This window comes from Chitinophaga sp. HK235 (assembly GCF_018255755.1).
Taxonomy (GTDB): domain Bacteria; phylum Bacteroidota; class Bacteroidia; order Chitinophagales; family Chitinophagaceae; genus Chitinophaga.
In genome coordinates, this window is record NZ_CP073766.1 from 4,058,095 (window position 1) to 4,076,331 (window position 18,237).

15 protein-coding genes and 1 other RNA gene are annotated in these 18,237 nt (G+C 46.8%); 8 read left to right on the forward strand and 8 right to left on the reverse strand.

The genetic code is table 11. The annotated features are described in order from the left end of the window. Nucleotides 1–3 precede the first annotated feature (3 nt). On the reverse strand, nucleotides 4–996 hold the full coding sequence (locus KD145_RS14650) for a stage II sporulation protein M (RefSeq protein ID WP_212006589.1): 993 nt from the start codon (nucleotides 994–996) through the stop codon (nucleotides 4–6). A gap of 119 nt (nucleotides 997–1,115) precedes the next feature. Here KD145_RS14650 and KD145_RS14655 point away from each other — a divergent pair, with 119 nt between their 5' ends. Further along, nucleotides 1,116–1,859, forward strand: a complete 744-nt coding sequence (locus KD145_RS14655) for an RDD family protein (RefSeq protein WP_212006590.1) — start codon at nucleotides 1,116–1,118, stop codon at nucleotides 1,857–1,859. Nucleotides 1,860–1,938: 79 nt separating this feature from the next. Here KD145_RS14655 and KD145_RS14660 read toward each other — a convergent pair whose 3' ends face one another. Further along, the gene (locus tag KD145_RS14660) at nucleotides 1,939–2,361 is read right to left on the reverse strand and encodes an RDD family protein (protein ID WP_212006591.1); all 423 of its coding nucleotides are present in this window, start codon (nucleotides 2,359–2,361) and stop codon (nucleotides 1,939–1,941) included. 26 nt (nucleotides 2,362–2,387) lie between these two features. Continuing rightward, on the reverse strand, nucleotides 2,388–2,819 hold the full coding sequence (locus KD145_RS14665; RefSeq protein WP_212006592.1) for a DUF5684 domain-containing protein: 432 nt from the start codon (nucleotides 2,817–2,819) through the stop codon (nucleotides 2,388–2,390). A gap of 234 nt (nucleotides 2,820–3,053) precedes the next feature. Between KD145_RS14665 and ffs the strand changes: the two genes are divergently transcribed. The 5 genes from ffs to KD145_RS14690 all read left to right on the forward strand — a co-directional run bounded on the left by ffs (nucleotide 3,054) and on the right by KD145_RS14690 (nucleotide 8,089). Then, nucleotides 3,054–3,153, forward strand: an RNA gene (gene ffs / locus KD145_RS14670) — signal recognition particle sRNA small type. Between the two features lie 128 nt (nucleotides 3,154–3,281). Continuing rightward, nucleotides 3,282–3,932 (forward strand): fructose-6-phosphate aldolase, encoded by a 651-nt coding sequence (fsa, locus tag KD145_RS14675; protein WP_113617186.1) that lies wholly within the window; start codon nucleotides 3,282–3,284, stop codon nucleotides 3,930–3,932. Nucleotides 3,933–4,025: 93 nt separating this feature from the next. Continuing rightward, entirely contained in the window at nucleotides 4,026–5,519 is a 1,494-nt protein-coding gene (gene glpK, locus KD145_RS14680) for a glycerol kinase GlpK (protein ID WP_212006593.1), read from the forward strand. Between the two features lie 11 nt (nucleotides 5,520–5,530). Beyond that, nucleotides 5,531–6,241, forward strand: coding sequence for an MIP/aquaporin family protein (locus KD145_RS14685; protein ID WP_212006594.1), 711 nt, complete (start codon nucleotides 5,531–5,533; stop codon nucleotides 6,239–6,241). Nucleotides 6,242–6,775: 534 nt separating this feature from the next. Beyond that, nucleotides 6,776–8,089: an NAD(P)/FAD-dependent oxidoreductase gene (locus KD145_RS14690; protein ID WP_212006595.1), complete on the forward strand. Its 1,314-nt coding sequence runs from the start codon at nucleotides 6,776–6,778 to the stop codon at nucleotides 8,087–8,089. 103 nt (nucleotides 8,090–8,192) lie between these two features. Here the strand turns inward: KD145_RS14690 and KD145_RS14695 are convergent, their stop codons facing one another. Further along, nucleotides 8,193–9,485 carry a DUF5103 domain-containing protein gene (locus KD145_RS14695; protein WP_212006596.1) on the reverse strand — a complete coding sequence of 431 codons (1,293 nt, stop codon included), beginning with the start codon at nucleotides 9,483–9,485 and terminating at the stop codon, nucleotides 8,193–8,195. Between the two features lie 109 nt (nucleotides 9,486–9,594). Here KD145_RS14695 and KD145_RS14700 point away from each other — a divergent pair, with 109 nt between their 5' ends. Further along, complete coding sequence (locus KD145_RS14700; RefSeq protein WP_212006597.1) at nucleotides 9,595–10,830, forward strand: ABC transporter permease; 1,236 nt, start codon at nucleotides 9,595–9,597, stop codon at nucleotides 10,828–10,830. Between the two features lies 1 nt (nucleotide 10,831). On the opposite strand, the gene KD145_RS14705 is transcribed toward KD145_RS14700, so the two are convergent. Genes KD145_RS14705 through KD145_RS14715 form a run of 3 tightly spaced genes read right to left on the reverse strand, consistent with a single transcriptional unit; the run spans nucleotide 10,832 to nucleotide 14,889 of the window. Continuing rightward, entirely contained in the window at nucleotides 10,832–13,147 is a 2,316-nt protein-coding gene (locus KD145_RS14705) for a hypothetical protein (protein ID WP_212006598.1), read from the reverse strand. Next, on the reverse strand, nucleotides 13,113–14,138 hold the full coding sequence (locus KD145_RS14710; protein ID WP_212006599.1) for a hypothetical protein: 1,026 nt from the start codon (nucleotides 14,136–14,138) through the stop codon (nucleotides 13,113–13,115). The genes KD145_RS14705 and KD145_RS14710 overlap by 35 nt, the downstream gene beginning before the upstream one ends. A 10-nt stretch (nucleotides 14,139–14,148) precedes the next feature. Beyond that, complete coding sequence (locus KD145_RS14715; RefSeq protein WP_212006600.1) at nucleotides 14,149–14,889, reverse strand: RNA methyltransferase; 741 nt, start codon at nucleotides 14,887–14,889, stop codon at nucleotides 14,149–14,151. Between the two features lie 133 nt (nucleotides 14,890–15,022). Here KD145_RS14715 and KD145_RS14720 point away from each other — a divergent pair, with 133 nt between their 5' ends. Continuing rightward, a complete protein-coding gene (locus KD145_RS14720; protein WP_212006601.1) occupies nucleotides 15,023–17,425 on the forward strand; it encodes a BamA/TamA family outer membrane protein in 2,403 nt (800 codons plus the stop codon). Here KD145_RS14720 and truB read toward each other — a convergent pair. Continuing rightward, nucleotides 17,406–18,101 (reverse strand): tRNA pseudouridine(55) synthase TruB, encoded by a 696-nt coding sequence (gene truB / locus KD145_RS14725; RefSeq protein ID WP_212006602.1) that lies wholly within the window; start codon nucleotides 18,099–18,101, stop codon nucleotides 17,406–17,408. The two genes, KD145_RS14720 and truB, sit on opposite strands and share 20 nt — an antisense overlap. Between the last annotated feature and the right edge of the window lie 136 nt (nucleotides 18,102–18,237).

An 18,237-nucleotide genomic window follows, 5' to 3' on the forward strand; every position in this document is an offset into this window, starting at 1 on the left:
CAGTTACTTTGGCCGGGAAAAAGGGAAGACTACTTTACCGGCAGCATTTAAACGATATCCTTTGCGGTGCAGGTAAATGGGATAAAGGATAAAATATCCCACCATAAAACACAGGGACCCCGTAAGAATCAGAAGGCTGAGCCACAGCGGCATTCCGGTGTAACGGGTTACAAAGCCCTCCAGAAAAGCTGCTACTACAAATACAGGGATCAGTGCCACCATGATCTTGATTCCATCTTTCGCACCTTTGCGCAGAGACTCCAGCCTCTTACGGGTACCTGGGAACAAAATACTTTTACCCAATATAATTCCGGCACAACCGGAAACCACAATGCTGGAGATTTCCAACGTACCATGTATCCATATCACCAGCACAGATTTAAATCCCAGTCCATGCGAAAAGAAGATGTACTGGAACACACCCAGCATAATACCATTGTGTAACAACAAGTACAGAGAGCCAATACCCAGGAAGATCCCGCTTACATAACACATCAGCGACACCTTGATATTGTTGACTGCTATCCGCAGGAACATCAGCAACGGATTACCGTCCTTATAAACACCGAAAGGATCATTATTGGCGATATTTCTTTCGGTCATATTCACATACTCATCACCCAGAAATCCTCTCACAAAAGTTTCGTCATGGGCAGAAGAAAAAGCACCGATGATACAGAACACCAGAAAAAAACAGAAGGTGAACAGCAGTAAGCGGTGATATTGCCGGAAAAGCAATGGCAGTTCAAAACGGAAGAACAATTGAAAACGGCCTACTTCTTCTTTCCGGTTCTGATATATCCGTTGGTAAATGCCGGCGGCCAGGCCGTTGATATAGCGGGTTACTTTACTAAAGCTATAAAATGTTTTGGCATAGGAGAGGTCGTCCAGTAAGGAAACAAATCTTTCCGCCATCTCATCAGGGTCATCGGTGGGCTCCTCCTGGATTTTTTTCCAGCGGGGCAAATTTTTCTTGATAAACAACGATTCTCTCATAGTGAGTCAAATTCCCTTTTAAGTCCTGGTATCTTCCTGCAGTAACGGGTTACTATGGGGAGTATCAGCAAACTTACTAAATCGTTTAACAATATATAAACAAATATGTAAATTTGAATATGAGCAACATAAAAATACCAACTTCCTTTAACATTGATCTTGAATTTGAAACGGCGGATGTGATGAAGCGTTTTCTGGCCTGGCTCATTGATTTTGCGATCCGGCTCTGTTATTATCTGATCGTGTATATGGTATTGGTATCTTTTCATTTTAGTAGTACCACTACCCTGGTGCTTTCGATACTGATTCTTTCCATTCCGCTGATGTTGTATTTTCTGGTACTGGAAATAGCGATGGGTGGCCAGACTCCCGGGAAAAAACTGCTGCATCTGAAAGTGGTAAGTCTTACCGGCAACCAGCCAACGGTCAGTCAGCATCTGATCCGCTGGATTTTCCGGATGATAGAGTCGCCACTGCTGTTCTTTATGTTTCTTATTCCGGTGATCATCCCGATAGTAGCGATAGCCCGCACTCCTTACAGTCAGCGCCTGGGCGATGTGGTGGCCGGTACGATTGTGATCAGCATCAAAAGAACGGGAAGCATTGAAGAAACCATCTTCAGGGATATGTCTGCAACAGACTACCAGCCGCAGTTTCCGCAGATCACACGTTTATCCGACAGGGATATGAACAAGGTAAAGGAGTTGCTTGATAAGGCGCTCAAAGCCAAAGATGAAGTGCTGGCGGCCAAAGTGGCCCATCGGGTAAAAGAAGTGCTGCATATCCAGTCTGACCTGCCCAATACCAGTTTTCTGGAAACAGTGCTGAATGATTACAACTACTACACGACGAAAGACAATTAATACAATATATAAAACGAAGAGCGCGGAGGAAATCTCCGCGCTCTTCGTTTTATTGATGGCGCATGTGCGCTGTTGTTTATTATTTGTTTTTTACCACTGTGGTATTGGTCCACATGTCATGCCAGGGAGTCGGTCCAAACAACATGCTGAAAGGCTCAAAAGGTATGATTCTGGAAAAAGAACGACCCATGACCTGACCGAAGCTGATCCGTTCGTAATCCAACGTTACCACGCGGGTACCGGTCAGCATTTTACCGATGGTGCGGCCCGTCAATCCTTCCATGATGCTGTAGTAAAGGATGAATACCAGCGTGAAAACCAAACGTATTTCCATTTCGCCCATGGGTATAAACAGGACAATACCCACACAAATGGCGATCACGATAAGATAGTCGATGATAAAACCCGCAAATCGGATTCCTTTGCTGACTTCTTCTGGTGCCGGGGCTTCCTGCAGGTCACTGAGTAGGTCGGTGGTTTTGGTATCTTTAAATGATTCCATAGGTTAGGTAGATTTCAGATAAAGAGTTACGCAGCATTGGTGCCGATGGCGTTCACATCTTCCAGCGGGCGAATTCCATTGGGATCGCCGGCAGGGCCATGATAAACGATGCTGCGGTCGAATGCCAGGATAGGAACAAAGATAAAGCCCAGGAATATTAAGCCCAGGGTAAAACCAACCTCTTTTCCAAAGCTTTTGCTGAGCAGGTTTGTAGCCCAGATTGCGAAAACGACGTTAACACCGGGGATCATGAACAACAGTAACCACCACCATGGTTTACCAATAATTCTTAACATGATGATAGCGCTGTAGATGGGTACAATACATTCCCATCCTTCAAAACCTGCTTTTTTGTAGATTTTCCAATTACAAATGATGTAGAAAACCCCAAAGGCTAAAGAAAATAAAAGAAAAGGGAGCATTAATGCGAAGATGGCACCATTTGCGGCGTTGTCCATAAGGATAAATGTTTTTGATGAAATAATGAAAAATGACTGCAGTCAACGGAGTCAGCTACAGTCCGGGATTAGGGAACAAGATACAAAAAAATTCAGGTATAACAAATGAAAAGCATACATATTTCGTTGATCTTTTAACTGGAAAATAATACGCAACTCAGGCGTATTGAAATTTTTTTTTGAGATTTCTTTCACAAAATTTGGATTTTCAGTGAATTGCATTACCTTTGCAACCGGCAAGTCTTATACGACCAGCTCCTGCTGAACTCCCCCAGGACAGGAATGTAGCAAGGGTAGGCGGTTGAAGCGGTGCGATATAAGTAACTTGCCTTTTTTCTTTTTTAAAGGTCATTAGTTGCTCGTCAATAGTCATCTGGTTACTATTTTCTCACCTCTTCACTAATGACAGTGTACTCCACAAAATGACACAAACCGGATCCTTACAAAATAATTCTTAATAGTATGAAATTCTTTATCGATACAGCGAATCTTGATCAGATCAGGGAAGCTCATGATCTCGGCGTACTGGACGGAGTGACTACCAACCCTTCCCTGATGGCGAAGGAAGGTATCAAGGGAGAAGCTGCTATTCTCAAACATTACGCAGATATCTGCGATATCGTGGACGGAGATGTGAGCGCCGAAGTATTTTCTACTGATTTTAAATCTATCGTTGAAGAAGGCAAAAAACTGGCTGCCATCCACCCGAATATTGTGGTGAAAGTGCCCATGATCAAAGAAGGTGTAAAAGCCATCAAATGGTTTTCTGAAAACGGTATCAGAACAAACTGTACGCTGGTATTCTCTGCTGGTCAGGCTATTCTGGCTGCTAAAGCAGGAGCCGCTTACGTATCTCCTTTCATCGGACGTATCGATGACAGCAACTGGGACGGTGTCGAACTGATTGCTCAGATCTCTCAGATATACAGCCTGCAGGGTTTTAAAACTGAAATCCTGGCAGCTTCCATCCGCAGCGCCCTCCACATTGTAAAATGTGCTGAAGTAGGTGCCGACGTATGTACCTGCCCGTTAGATTCCATCCTTGGCCTGCTGAAACATCCGTTAACGGATATCGGCCTGGCTAAGTTCCTGGATGATGCCAAGAAAATGTAATTTTCAAACATATTTTTTAGATGGTGTATCCCCGGTGCAGTTCTTGCGCCGGGGATTTTTTTTGTAAATTGTTAGCCACTAAACAACTTACGGATGGGGAAATATATTCTTGCCCTCGACCAGGGAACCACCAGTTCCCGCGCCATCATCTTCGATCACGACGGCAGTATCAAGGCTACTGCACAAAAAGAATTCAAACAGATATTTCCGCAACCCGGCTGGGTAGAACATGATGCCATGGAAATATGGACATCACAGGCCAGCGTAGCAGCAGAAGTACTGCTCAAAGCCAGGATATCAGGCGAAAACATCGCTGCCATCGGCATCACCAACCAACGCGAAACCACTATCGTATGGGACCGTAAAACAGGCAAACCCATTCATAATGCCATCGTATGGCAGGACCGCCGCACTGCCGCCTACTGCGACTCGCTCATCAAAGAAGGAAAGGAACAACTGATCAAAGACAAAACAGGCCTGCGCATCGATGCCTACTTCTCTGCCACCAAAATAAAATGGATACTCGATAATGTCCCCGAAGCCAGACGCAAAGCCGAAAACGGCGAACTGGCCTTCGGTACAGTAGACAGCTGGCTTACCTGGAACTTCTCCAACGGACACCTGCATATCACCGATGTAAGCAACGCCTCCCGCACGCTGTTGTTTAATATCCACGATATGAAATGGGATGAGGAACTATTGTCACTCTTCAACATCCCCGCCGCTATGCTGCCTGAAGTTAAACCCTCCAGCGAGGTATACGGCTATTCCGAAGCCACCCTCACCCCCTACCGTATTCCGATTGCAGGCATCGCCGGCGACCAGCAGGCAGCCCTGTTCGGACAAATGTGTACCGCTCCTGGTATGCTCAAAAATACCTATGGTACCGGCTGTTTTATGGTGCTCAATACCGGCGACAAACCCATCCCTTCACATAACAACCTCCTCACCACCGTAGCCTGGCAGATCAATGGTAAAACAACCTATGCCCTGGAAGGCAGTATCTTCATCGGTGGTGCAGTAGTACAGTGGTTACGCGACGGGCTCGGCATCATCCACCACTCCACCGATGTGGAGAAACTGGCCGCCACCGTACCACATAGCGACGGCGTATATTTTGTACCGGCCTTCGCCGGCCTCGGCGCCCCCTACTGGAATCAGCATGCCCGCGGTACTATGGTCGGCATCACCCGTGGTACCACCTCCGCCCATATTGCCCGCGCTGCACTCGACAGCATCGCCTTCCAAACCATGGACGTACTCAAAGCCATGGAAGCGGATGCCGGTATGCCTATCAGTGAACTGCGTGTGGATGGCGGCGCCACCGGCAACAACCTCCTCATGCAATTCCAGGCAGACCTGCTTCAGGTACGCGTAGTACGACCCAGGATCACAGAAACCACCGCACTCGGCGCCGCATACCTCGCCGGACTAGCCGTAGGCTTCTGGGACAGCATCGACACTATCAACCAGCAATGGAAAATAGATGCCACCTTCGACCCAACCATGGAACAAACACAACGTAATCAACTCTGTAAAGACTGGAAACGCGCCATCAAAGCAGCCCAGGCCTGGACAGAAGAATAAAAATTCCACACATGTCACCATTATTAGCCGAAATCATCGGTACCGCTTTTCTCATCGCCCTCGGCGATGGCGTAGTTGCCAACGTAGTACTCAGCAAATCCAAAGGCCAGCAGAGCGGCTGGATCGTTATCACCATGGGATGGGCCATGGCTGTATTTGTAGGTGTTTTCTGCGCCGGACAGTACAGCGGCGCCCACCTCAATCCCGCCGTCACCCTTGCCCTGGCCCTCAAAGGATCTTTCAGCTGGTCGCTTGTACCGGCGTATATAGGAGCCCAACTGCTGGGAGCTATGCTTGGCGCCCTCCTCGTATGGCTCTGCTATAAAAAACATTTCGACGCCAGCGATGATGCCGCCGGCAAACTCGCCGTATTCTGCACCTCACCGGCTATACGAACTCCCTGGTATAATCTCCTCACTGAGTTTATCGCCACCCTCGTATTTATACTGGCCATCTTCTTCATCACCAAGCCCACTACCGGCATCGGTTCGCTCGATGCACTACCTGTCGCCCTCCTGGTGCTCGCCATAGGCCTGTCTCTCGGAGGCCCTACCGGCTATGCCATCAATCCAGCCAGAGACCTGGGTCCACGTATTATGCATGCCCTCCTGCCCATTCCCGGCAAAGGCAGCAGCGACTGGGCCTATGCCTGGATACCCATCGTCGGTCCACTGGCTGGTGCAATAGCCGCAACTGTGATATATAACACGTTGATGAATTAATAAGAGTTCCATGATGTGCGCTGATGATTATGATAAGCGGAGATCATGTTTTATTGAACTTTTATTAATGAAGACTTTTTGATAGAAACATTTCAGCCTACTGTTTGATCAGAGGCTGGAATGTTTCTATATTCACCATCTTCTCCCCACAACAAAACACCTTCCCATCTCTTCCATCATCTCCCCAATATCATCTATCCTACCCATCCATCTTCCTTCTCAAAAAAACAAACACCAGCAATCAACACCACCCTATCTATCCATCCATCTCTACACATCTTCACAAAAAAATCAAACTCAATCTCCGCACATCAGCATCATCACCCGAAATCAAAAAAATCACAGTTCAAAAACAAAATAGCTCATCAGGAACATCAGAAAAATCATTCCTCACCACAGTTATTTTTCATTTTTTTCTGAAAGTTTCATAACTTTGATAAAAATTAGCACTTGGTATAGCATTTGAGCTTTATGTACCGTGTTAATTATGAGAATGCCACATCCACATTGCTATATAAAATAAATAGATGAACTATGATTCAGCCCAATATTCCGGAGTCTGCTCAACCGCGCGTCGTAATTGTAGGTGGAGGATTTGGCGGTATTAACCTGGCCAAACAGCTTAAACATGCACCTGTTCAGGTAATCTTGCTGGACAGAAACAACTACCATCTTTTCCAACCCTTGCTCTACCAGGTATCTACCGCAGGCCTGGAACCCGACAGCATCGCCTTCCCACTCCGTGGTATTTTCAGCAAACAGAAAAACCTGGTCTTCCGTATGGCGGAAGTCACGGGCGTTAGGACTGCAGACAATATCCTCGAAACAGGTATCGGCGAAATACGTTACGACTACCTCGTGTTTGCCACCGGTAGCAATACCAACTTCTTCGGCAACAAGGAAATCGAACAACATGCCATCGGCATGAAATCCCTCATCGAAGCAGTACAGATCAGAAATTATGTGGTAAAACAGTTTGAGGAAAGTCTGCTGTTGAAAGACCCGGAAGAGATAAAACCCAAGCTCAACTTTATCATGGTAGGTGGCGGGCCCACCGGCGTAGAGCTTGCAGGTGCCTTCGCTGAATTACGTAAATATATCATGCCCAAAGACTATCCAACACTGCCTCAGTCGCTGATGGAAGTATATCTCATTGAAGCAGGCCCCAGAGTGCTGGCTTCTTTCAGCGAAAAAACCTCTGAGCACACCATGAAAGCACTGCAGGAGGTAGGGGTAAAAGTACTGGTCAACACCGGCGTGAAAGAATATGATGGTAATACTGCCACCCTCAGCACGGGTGAAAAAATACAATCACAATCCCTTTTATGGTCTGCCGGCGTGAAAGGCGTACCTGTAGCAGGTTTGCCGCAGGATATTATATTACCCAACGGCCGTATACTGGTCAACGAGTTTAACCAGCTAAAAGGATTCAACAATATATTCGCTATCGGTGATATCGCGCAAATGACCAACGATCCGCGTTTCCCGAAAGGTTATCCCATGGTGGCACAGGTAGCCATTCAACAAGGTAAAAACCTGGCCCACAACCTCCGCCTGATGATGGAAAATAAAACCATGAAAGGCTTCTACTACAAAGATCTTGGCAGTATGGCCACCATCGGACGCAACAGGGCCGTAGCCGAAATTTTCAATACTCGCCTCAGCGGTTACATCGCCTGGATGGTATGGATGGTTGTGCACCTCATGAGCCTTCTGGGATTCAGAAACAAACTGGTGGTATTCATCAACTGGTTTTACCGCTATTTCACTTTCGACAGAGGCACCCGCATCATTATCAAACGCGGCGCCGCCAACATTGTGAAACTCCGGCAAACCATCGGATCATAAAATGTACAAGTTGTTTTGTTGTTATATTAAGGTGTTTTATTGTTAAAAATGCAAAAGTCCTGATGACATCATCAGGACTTTGCTTTTGGTATAATATCGTACGTTATTTACGATTCAGAATAGAATTGAGGGTCACGCTGGATACCAGCTCATCGGCCCTTCCACCCAGCGGACGGAAATATAACAGGATGGTATAATTATTTTCCGTTTCCCAGTAGTCACCTTCTGTCATTTCTGTATTGAATTTAGCATTGGGCACTGTTTTATCTACCAGACCGTAGATATAATTGTAATATCCCTGTTTCAGAAACAACGTAGCTTCATAAGCCCGGCTGGCAGCATTATACGTCATCTTACTATTGCTGTTGCACTCATAGTTGGTCATCTCCCCGAAAAGATACATGTCATATCCCGCATAAGGCTCCGGTGCCAGAAAAGAAAAATGTACAGAGGCATAGTCCCCTTCAAAATTGGGATCATAGTCATCTATGGTAGCCAGATAATATTTTCCGTTGAGATCCTTGATAAACTGATATACTTTGTCGGCCCTTTCAACATCAGGTACTGCAAAAACATCAGTACTGTTACTATGATATTCCGAGTGCCGTACCCGTTCTGTCTGCAACCGGAAGCTTCGCAGGTCTATCCAGCGGAATTCTTTCCCTGCCGGCATTATACAATCCATTTCTGCATTGTATTTGATCGTATTACCATTGATAAACTGCGGTTTCAGGTTGATGATCGCATTATCCCAACGATAATTTTGGAGGATGACCACCTTGATCTGATCAAAAGGATTCTGGATATTCAAAGAGCCGGTGTTGACCTCAAAATTCACTTTCTGGTGTGTCCGGAAAAGTTTGGGAGTAATCGGCTGCTGAATAAATCCGGCGACGCCGGCCTTGTTTTCCACCACATACATACGACGGGTAAACGCCAGCTGTGTGGTATCACTATCCAGGTAAACTTTCAACATATAGTTGCCCGACTTGATCGGATAACTGTTGGTGCCCGGCAACTGTACACTGTAGTGCGTATAGCGTTGCAAGGCCACACTTGACATTTTGTAATTCAGTATCCTGGTCTCTGAAAAACCGCGCATATAATCAAACTGGTTTACCTGAGCCGGCGTCCAGTCTGCATTACATAGCACAAAAGAATAGTAGTAGTTTTTCACATCATTGTCCATGTCATCGAAAGACAACTCCAGCTTTTCGCCGGTACCGATTGTGTACATGGGCATACTGAGGGGATCTCCCGTCTGATTGAATTTGACCGACTTGATATTGTTGTAATAAACATGGTCCGGTGTAATGACATTTGACTGGGCCATTACCCTCGCGGAAAACTGGCTTGCTGCCAGGACCACCCATAAAAGAAAAGCTGCTGTACGCATACTGGCTAATTGATAGTATTCAAGTTACGATTATTTGCTTATTTAGAGATTTAGTTATTTAGAGATTTTTGATTTCCTACATTTGCTTTAATAGTCAGAAAACAACATAATGGAATTATCTTCTTTTATTGCCAGAAGGATTGCTTTCAACAAAGCATCCTCTTTTTCAAAGTTCATTATCAACATCGCTGTTGCTGCTACCGCAGTGAGCGTAGCGGTAATGATCCTGGCAACAGCCCTGGTCAACGGCTTTCAGGAAGTAATCCAGGATAAGATATTCAGTTTCTGGGGACATCTTCATGTCAACCAATACCAACCCAATGCCGGACCACTGACAGAAGAAATTCCTTTTACCTCCACTCCTACTCTGATAGACAGCATCAAACGGGTACCCGGTATTAAAACGATCAGCCCTTATGCTACCAAATCAGCCATCATCAAGTCTGAAAAGGAAATCGACGGTATCATCTTCAAAGGAGTGGATAAAAGTTATGACTGGCCACAGCTGAAACGTTTCCTCCAATCCGGCAGACCACTGCACTATAGCGATACCAGCTACACTTCGGAAATCATGATATCCGCCAATATGGCGCAGGAACTGCAGGTAAAAGTAAATGATAAAGTCATCATTTACTTCATCCAGGGCAACGGGCTTCCGCCACGTGCCCGCAAACTGCTGGTATCCGGTATTTATAAAACCGGTATTGAAGAATACGATAAAACCTATGTGATCGGTGATCTTAATCTCGTTCGCCGTCTCAATGACTGGGAGCCTGCTCAGGTAGGAGGTTATGAGATCATGCTGAATGACTATCATCTCATGGACACCACCGCCCGCATCATCGACAACAACGTATTACCCGATCAGCTGTTTACCCGCACCATCCGCGATATCTATCCCAATATATTCGACTGGCTTCAGTTACAGAACCAGAATGAACTGATCATCATTGTTATCATGACCATTGTAGCGGTTATCAACATGATCACCGCCATCCTTATACTGATACTGGAACGTACCAATATGGTAGGTATCCTCAAGGCACTAGGCATGCGCAACTGGCATATCCAAAGAGTATTTGTTTTCCAGGCTGGTTATATCATCCTCGCCGGAATACTTATTGGCGATTTCTTCGGGCTGGGACTGGCCTTTCTGCAACAGGCCACCGGCATCTTTAAACTCCCGGAAGAGTCGTATTACATGTCGGTGGCCGCTATCTCTATACGCTGGCAGGAAATCCTGGTGATCAACTTCGGCACCATGGCCATATGCCTGCTGGTGCTCCTGATACCATCACTGATTATCCGCAGGATTACCCCTGTAAAAGCTATCCAGTTCAAATAATCTATTTCCGCGCAGTCCGCACAAAATCACGCAGGTAACTACATTGCCCGTACACCTCCTGATAAAAACGGGTCTGGGAATAGTTGGCCTTCAGTGCCGGGAAATAACGGTTATGCACCAACGCTGAATAATACTTTTTATCATTTTCCATCGGCGCGACATGTTTTTGTGAACAACGTGCTGCCATAAAAAAGCATCTTGCTCTGAACTCATTATCTGTGGCCACTTGCGCAGCTTTCAGATAATAAGCTTCTGCTGCATAACAACCAAAATACTGGCGCTCAAACGGATCTTTTTCACAAGCTGCTGTATACCAGAAATAAGTATGACGGGAATTCCTCACAAAAGACCATGTTTTACCGTAATAAGTAAGGTTAAACAAGGCAGTGGCATAGTCATAATACACCCTGGCGTCCACCGGCGGCGTCTTCATTTTTTCCTGCAGAGCCAGCATACGGTCGCAGAATTGTAGCTGAGTGATCGCTTTGCGATGCATGGCATCAGCAGTATCTTCTCCAAAATCCTGCAGCTGGTCCTGGAAAACCTGATAAGACACCTGCTGGCTGCCCGCTTTGCGGAACCAGGTCTGGGCATTTTTAAAATCATGTGTCCGCAGATAGCTCTCCCCGATTACACGAGGCAGGTCCAGTTTTTTAGGGAAATAAGAAACCAGGTAAGCTTCATACGGTGTTTTAGCAGCCGACTTCATAAAGCTGTGTAGCTGCAGCAGCTGTGCGGAGGTCATCACATCCTGTATCTGGTCAGCAGCAGACTGGCCGGACAAAAAATAATCATAGGTATCCAACTCATCACAACGGCCACGGATCAACGATTCTTTTATGAAATCTCCCTGCTGGTGGTATCTTGGAGCCAGAATGGCGCTCAGCAGGTTGCGGTAGGTTTTGTTAAAAAACCGGTCACGCCCGGAAGACCACCAGTCGTCATTATTCCGTTTTACTACTTGTCCGTCCAGCCATTTAAAAGTAGCCAGCATCTTGTTTTCGAAAGCGCTGTCAATTGTTTTTTGCTGGTTGATATTGACCAGCAGATTTACCACTTCCCACTGATTTTTGATCTCCGGATCTTTATGATCTGTTTTGTCGAGCATTGTTCTGGCAGCGGCGTAATCGCGGCTCATATAGGAAAGGTAGGCGTTACATACCTGCCAGAAAGCAACATCCTTTACTTTACCCTTGTCTATCACACTGTTCATCCAGGTGGTCATAGGGCGGATACGGGTGTTGACAATGGTAGTCAGTTCCGGCGACAGCGTTCTGATAGTAGCCATTGCAGCGGAGTCTGTGGAAGTAGAAACAGCTTTGTCCAGGAAATCGGCTTCCAGCTTGCTGATTTCGCGGCCCAGCAATACATTGAGGGCCGGAGAGGAAGGATCAAAACCATAGGCTTTTTTCAGTGGCTCCAGAGAAGGCGCATTGTCACCAAAACCATATACGGCAGCTACCATGGCCTTTTCATGGTTATCACGGCACAACGCATATACGGCGTTTTCCGGCGCATTAGCCCATCTCATGCTGAGAAAGCAGCTGGTACGTAATGCAGGCGCTTTATCAAATACTCGGGAGAACAGATAGGTGCTTTGTACGGAATCGCCCTGATGTTGCAGTGCACCGGCCTTCAGCGCCAGGGCCTTGTAATATATCAGTGTAGAACCTGACTTCTTAAACAGTTTATCAAAAGCTGTAGCTGCATCCGTATACTGGCCTGTGTAGTGCATCAGCCTGATCTGCTGGAAAGCATACCGCTCCCGGATTTCCTTATTACTGGTTTTGTCATACAGTTCCGTTGCTTCTTTCAGCAAAGCAGTCATCTGCGGAATATCATGGGTGGGCTCAGACCATCTGTCAGCCGCGCTTACAGCCGGCTCACAGGTTTTGGCAAACAGCAGATAGCGGGCTGCTTCCTGGTTTCTGTCTTCCTGCAGAAATCTGGTGAAAGTATTACTGCGTACGCTGTCAGGCAGGGAGGCAGTGCTTTTTACAGTTACGGCTGCCATCTGCTCCCGGGAATAGGTGTAGATGTACTGCCGTATGTCCGCTGCTGTTGCCTTGTTGCCGGTAAACTGCTGCCAGTCGCTCACATTCGCTTCTGCTTCAGATGGTGTCGCATCATCGTAGAAGCTGGTCATCGAGGTGTAATAAAACGGCTCGTATCCTTTTCCGGACTGGTAGGGATTAAAGAAAGAAATGTAATAGTCGTAAGGATCCATCTCCGGCCCGCAGGACAGGGTATAGATCACATTGCCGAACAGCACGACACAAAAACTAATAAAAAAGACGATAAATTTTCTGTAGTTCATCCAACGGATAATTATGAAGGGTTACTGAATCCAGGTGATAAAAAATAACGACGGGGGCATAGTCCTGCCGTTGCCGGGCCACCATTTGAGCTACTGCTTCCAGCTCTTTGCTGTCGCTGGTTTCGCGGCGAACCACGTTCCCAGCCTGCAGCATATACCCATTAACAAGACTGTCTTTTTTAACGGTATACAGCCGATGCCCGGAAGGAGCAAACAACGAAGTGTCCCGCAATGCAGCATCTCCGATATTACGCAGGATGCCTGCATAACGGCCAGCTTTGAATAATACGGTCCAGTCAAACAGCGGTAAAGCGATATCCAAAGGTAACGGATAAGTGACAACCCGGTCGCTGCCGATATACGACTGCATGGTTTCCTGGTCCAGGATGGAGTTGTGATCACCTGGTTTTCGCAGGTCTCCCATATTGTAACACATCAGCAGCCCTTTGTCTGTAGGAGGGACGCCACTGCTGGTCACAAATTTCACCTGGTGCATCCGGATGGTGGCAGACAACTGACGCCCTTTAAAAAAGGACTGTTGCCGCAACTGACCGATGAAAGCGAAATAAGCATCTCTGGAACTTTTCGTCCAGTCGCAGTCTATCTGTATCTCCGGGATACGGCCGGCAGGGATCTTACTACACAGTTTTTCCAGCAGCCTGTTGATATTGACAGCAAGCGTAGTATCGGGATTTTGCCATACTTCATTCATGATAAACACTACCGGCACCAGGTCTATACTATCGGGCAGAGGGACCTGTTGTTTGAATATGGCCACAGGCACCGGTTTTCCGGTAGCCGGGTCCACATCGGTATCAAACATTTTAATATAAAGCCGTTTGGCCGGTAAGCCTTGCAGGTAGTGCATTTCGGTGGCATTACCAGTCCATGCCTGTTTCCAGTAGTAAAAGGCAGGTATTACCTGTCGCGGTGCAGTATGGCGGCAGGCGAAGCATAATAACAATAAACAAAAAGGTAACAAACGGGACATTCACATCACATTAAATCAGTAATCTGCCGCAGATGATACCGGCGGCCACGGCGGCATTAAGGGATTCGGCTCCTCCCAGACGGGGGATGGTAATCCGGTGGGTGGCCAGGGATATCACGGTTTCGGACAATCCTCTGCCTTCATTGCCAATCAAGATAATACCTTCCCTGATTACCTGGAAGTCGGTGATATCCTTTCCGTGCAGTGTAGCGGCATAAGAAGGTAGTTTACTCTGTTGCAGCAGCGTGGGGATATCCTGTTCTTTCAGCTGTACCCGGGCGATGCTGCCCATAGTGGCCTGAATGGTTTTAGGATTATAAACGTCCACACAATCCGGCGAACAGATGATCTGACGGATGCCAAACCAGTCGGCTATACGAATAAGTGTACCCATATTCCCCGGGTCCTGGATCGCTTCGAGGGCCAGCACCACGGTCCCTTCGGCAGGAAGGCTGTTATCTGCAGGTGGCATGTCCAGCAGCGCCATGGCATTGTTGGGGGTGGTGAGTGCAGACAGTTGTTTCAGGACGATATTATCCACTTCCTTTACTGCATCTGCCGGCAAACGCGTCAGCAGACTTTTATGCTGCTCCAGCCACGGGCCAGTGGCATATACCGCTTTTACGGGCATGCCCGCCTGTAGCAGCTCCTGTACAATCTTGTCACCCTCCGCAATATACTGGCTGGATTTTTGACGGTTTTTTTTGTGCTGTAATGATTGAATATATTTAATTTGCGCCTTTGACAACATGAGGCCAAACCTACACGATTTCTTTTAATCAGCCAAGAAGAGGCTTACTTGGAGGTGGGGTTCAGTATTACCATTTTAAAATAATAATAACGTTTCGTCCGTGATGCAGCCGCTACCCAATTCAAGGATTTCTATGCTGAGATATTTGCTGCTACTGGCTGTAATACTCACTTTGGGCGCATGCTCCAACACTAAATACCTGCAAAAGGATCAGTCTTTATATATCAGCAGCAAAGTAGAGGTACATGGTGATATCCTCAACTCTGAAAAACAGGATATCCGCAGCTCTCTGTCTTCCAAATCGCTGATGACCCAACAGCCCAACAAAAGATTACTCAACACCCGCATCAAGGTATTCCTGTACAATCAGAAGTATAACGAGAAAAAATCCAACTGGTTCTGGAACCTGGTACTCTCCAAAAGAAACCTGGAAGCACCGGTGGTTTATGATTCTGCCAAAACAAGAGAGTCCATTTCCCGGATGACCAGCTACCTGCACAACCAGGGATTCTTCTATGCTTCTGTTGATGCCTCCTCCAAAGAAAAAAGACGTAAAACCAGCGTTACTTATACCGTAAATACCGGCCGCAACTTTGTACTCGACAAAATCACGTACGATGTGCCGGACTCCAATATCCTCGCTATCGTTAAAGCTAATCAGGAACTGTCCCTGATACAAAAAGGGATTGCCTATAAAGCAGCCACCCTTTCCTCTGAAAGGGAACGCCTTACCCGTGTCATCAGAGACGCCGGTTATTATAAGTTTGGCCGCGATGCGATTGAGTTTACAGTGGATACCCTCAACAAGGCCCTCTTCCGCAACAGCCTTAACCCATTCGAAGGTTTTGTCAACATCTTCAATGAAAACAAAGGCCGTGAGAAACCCACTATGGACGTGGAAATACACGTCAAAAACCCGGAAGATTCCGCCAATGCCACCTGGCAGCTTTATCATATCAGCCGTATTTACGCCTACCCCGACTTTCCGCTCAATGGCAACGCCAATGACAGCACCCTGAAAGAGGATAAGCGCAAATACATTACCATCCGCTCCCATCAGGATATCCTCAAACCTAAAATATTATCCAAGTCCATCCTGCTCCGGCCAGGCGAAACGTATTCACTGCAACAGTATAACAATACAGTCAACAAACTCTATGACCTCGGTATATGGCAGTTTGTAACCCTGCAATACAAGGAAAACAAAGATACCGCCCGGGCCCTCGATGCTTATCTCTTCCTCACTCCCCGCCGCCGTCAGGAACTGGGAATCAACTTTGAGGTAAGTAACAGTTCCGACTATACGCTGGGCTCCGGTGTAAGCCTCAACTACCGGCACATCAACCTGAGCAAAAGCGCTACCCAGCTGAGTATGAGCCTCAATACCGGTATCGAGCTGGTAAAACAACCCAGTGAATGGGTACTGCAATCCAGAGAGTTTGGTGGAGAGATAGGCCTTACCTGGCCCCGCTTTGCCCTGCCTTTTAATATCCGGCAGGCACCCAGGTCCAACGTAAAAACCAGGCTTACCCTGGGCGCCAACTACCTGTCCCGCATACAAAAATTCGATATCACCAGCATCAACCTCACCTATGGTTATGACTGGAATGAAAGTGCATATAAACGCTGGATCGTAAAACCTTTCATCCTCAACTATGTAGGCGTGAATCTCAATCCGGAGTTCAGAGATACAACGGTAAACAAAAACCCTTATCTCAAACGTAGTTTTGAACCCGCACTCATCGGTGGAGAAAGTGTTTCATTTATTTTCAGCAACAACGACCTGCTGCATCCGCGGCATTACAGCTATTTCAGAATAAACATTGAGGAATCAGGGTTGTGGCTGAATGGGATTAACAGCCTGGTAGATGCGGTCACTGGTAAGAGATCTAATGTAGAATCCCTTACCCGGGTAACCATTTCAAACTTTGTGAAGACGGAAGCAGACTACCGCCATTACTGGAGACTGAATAACCACAGCGGACTGGCCACCAGGCTGTATGCAGGTATCGGTATTCCTTACAGTTATTCTTCCGTATTACCTTATGTAAGACAGTTCACCGCCGGCGGGCCTAATAGTATCCGTGCATTCCGCCTGCGTACCCTGGGCCCTGGCTCTTTTAAAGATACTTCCACCAGTGCCCAGATATTCCCCGATCAAACTGGAGATATGAAACTGGAAGGCAACATAGAATACCGCTTCGACCTGCTGCGCATGTTTGGCGGTACTGTCAACCTCAAAGGCGCTACCTTCCTGGATATGGGTAATATCTGGATGATCAACAAAGATTCAACCAGACCCGGCTCCGAGTTCCGTTTCGATAAGCTGTATAAAGACCTGGCCATCGGCACAGGCGTGGGCCTGCGCCTTGATTTTTCCTTCTTCCTGATCCGGCTCGACTGGGGCATCCCGGTGAAAGTACCTTACAATACCAATAATAAAAATGGCTGGTACCTCAACCAATGGGACCTCTCCAGCAGTAAATGGCGCCGGGAAAATATTATCTGGAATCTGGCTATTGGTTATCCGTTTTAGGGATGCTGTTGGCAGCGATAAATGTTTCCATATCTACCGCATGCTCCAGCTTGAAATCACCGATACGGGTACGGCATAAACCACTCAGGTATGCACCGCAACCCAATGTCGCGCCATAGTCGTTGGCAAGTGAACGTATATACGTGCCCGTGCTGCATACTACCCGGAAATGCACAACAGGCAGTTCTATTTTGGTGATCTCGAATTCGGAAATAGTGATCCTGCGGGGTTCTACTTTTACATCTACCCCTTTTCTGGCCAGCAGGTAGATGGGTTTACCATTCTGTTTAATAGCGGAGTGGATCGGTGGCAGCTGCATGATTTCACCCATGAAACCCTGTGTAGCGGCTTTTAAGGCGGCCTCATCTATAGCACTGGTATCTTTGAAGTTCTCCGGCTCCGATTCCATATCGAAAGTGGGCGTAGTGGCGCCCAGTGTGAAGCTGCCGGTATATTCCTTCTCCTGTGCCTGGTATTCGTTGATTTTTTTGGTCATCTTACCGGTACAGCAGATCAGCAGACCTGTTGCCAGTGGGTCCAACGTACCGGCATGCCCTATTTTTGCCTTGGTTAAATTTCTTATTTTACGCACCACATCAAAGGAAGTCCATGTCAGCGGTTTATTGACCAGGATGACAGCTCCTTCCTGGTAATTCATCGTGTCTGTCGTTTGCATCCCGCAAAGATAACTAAATCACCTAAAGCTGTTAAATATTGGCCGATACTATGTTTGCTCATATTATATGAAAAAATATTCTAACAGTTAACTACCAAAAGCTTGAAGCTTTTGCATAAATTCACGCAATTTTGCA

Bases quoted from the DNA above. Each gene is read 5' to 3' on its own strand.
- KD145_RS14650 (WP_212006589.1), bottom strand. From the start codon at position 996: ATGAGAGAATCGTTGTTTATCAAGAAAAATTTGCCCCGCTGGAAAAAA.
- KD145_RS14655 (WP_212006590.1), top strand. From the start codon at position 1,116: ATGAGCAACATAAAAATACCAACTTCCTTTAACATTGATCTTGAATTT.
- KD145_RS14660 (WP_212006591.1), bottom strand. From the start codon at position 2,361: ATGGAATCATTTAAAGATACCAAAACCACCGACCTACTCAGTGACCTG.
- KD145_RS14665 (WP_212006592.1), bottom strand. From the start codon at position 2,819: ATGGACAACGCCGCAAATGGTGCCATCTTCGCATTAATGCTCCCTTTT.
- fsa (WP_113617186.1), top strand. From the start codon at position 3,282: ATGAAATTCTTTATCGATACAGCGAATCTTGATCAGATCAGGGAAGCT.
- glpK (WP_212006593.1), top strand. From the start codon at position 4,026: ATGGGGAAATATATTCTTGCCCTCGACCAGGGAACCACCAGTTCCCGC.
- KD145_RS14685 (WP_212006594.1), top strand. From the start codon at position 5,531: ATGTCACCATTATTAGCCGAAATCATCGGTACCGCTTTTCTCATCGCC.
- KD145_RS14690 (WP_212006595.1), top strand. From the start codon at position 6,776: ATGATTCAGCCCAATATTCCGGAGTCTGCTCAACCGCGCGTCGTAATT.
- KD145_RS14695 (WP_212006596.1), bottom strand. From the start codon at position 9,485: ATGCGTACAGCAGCTTTTCTTTTATGGGTGGTCCTGGCAGCAAGCCAG.
- KD145_RS14700 (WP_212006597.1), top strand. From the start codon at position 9,595: ATGGAATTATCTTCTTTTATTGCCAGAAGGATTGCTTTCAACAAAGCA.
- KD145_RS14705 (WP_212006598.1), bottom strand. From the start codon at position 13,147: ATGAACTACAGAAAATTTATCGTCTTTTTTATTAGTTTTTGTGTCGTG.
- KD145_RS14710 (WP_212006599.1), bottom strand. From the start codon at position 14,138: ATGTCCCGTTTGTTACCTTTTTGTTTATTGTTATTATGCTTCGCCTGC.
- KD145_RS14715 (WP_212006600.1), bottom strand. From the start codon at position 14,889: ATGTTGTCAAAGGCGCAAATTAAATATATTCAATCATTACAGCACAAA.
- KD145_RS14720 (WP_212006601.1), top strand. From the start codon at position 15,023: ATGCTGAGATATTTGCTGCTACTGGCTGTAATACTCACTTTGGGCGCA.
- truB (WP_212006602.1), bottom strand. From the start codon at position 18,101: ATGCAAACGACAGACACGATGAATTACCAGGAAGGAGCTGTCATCCTG.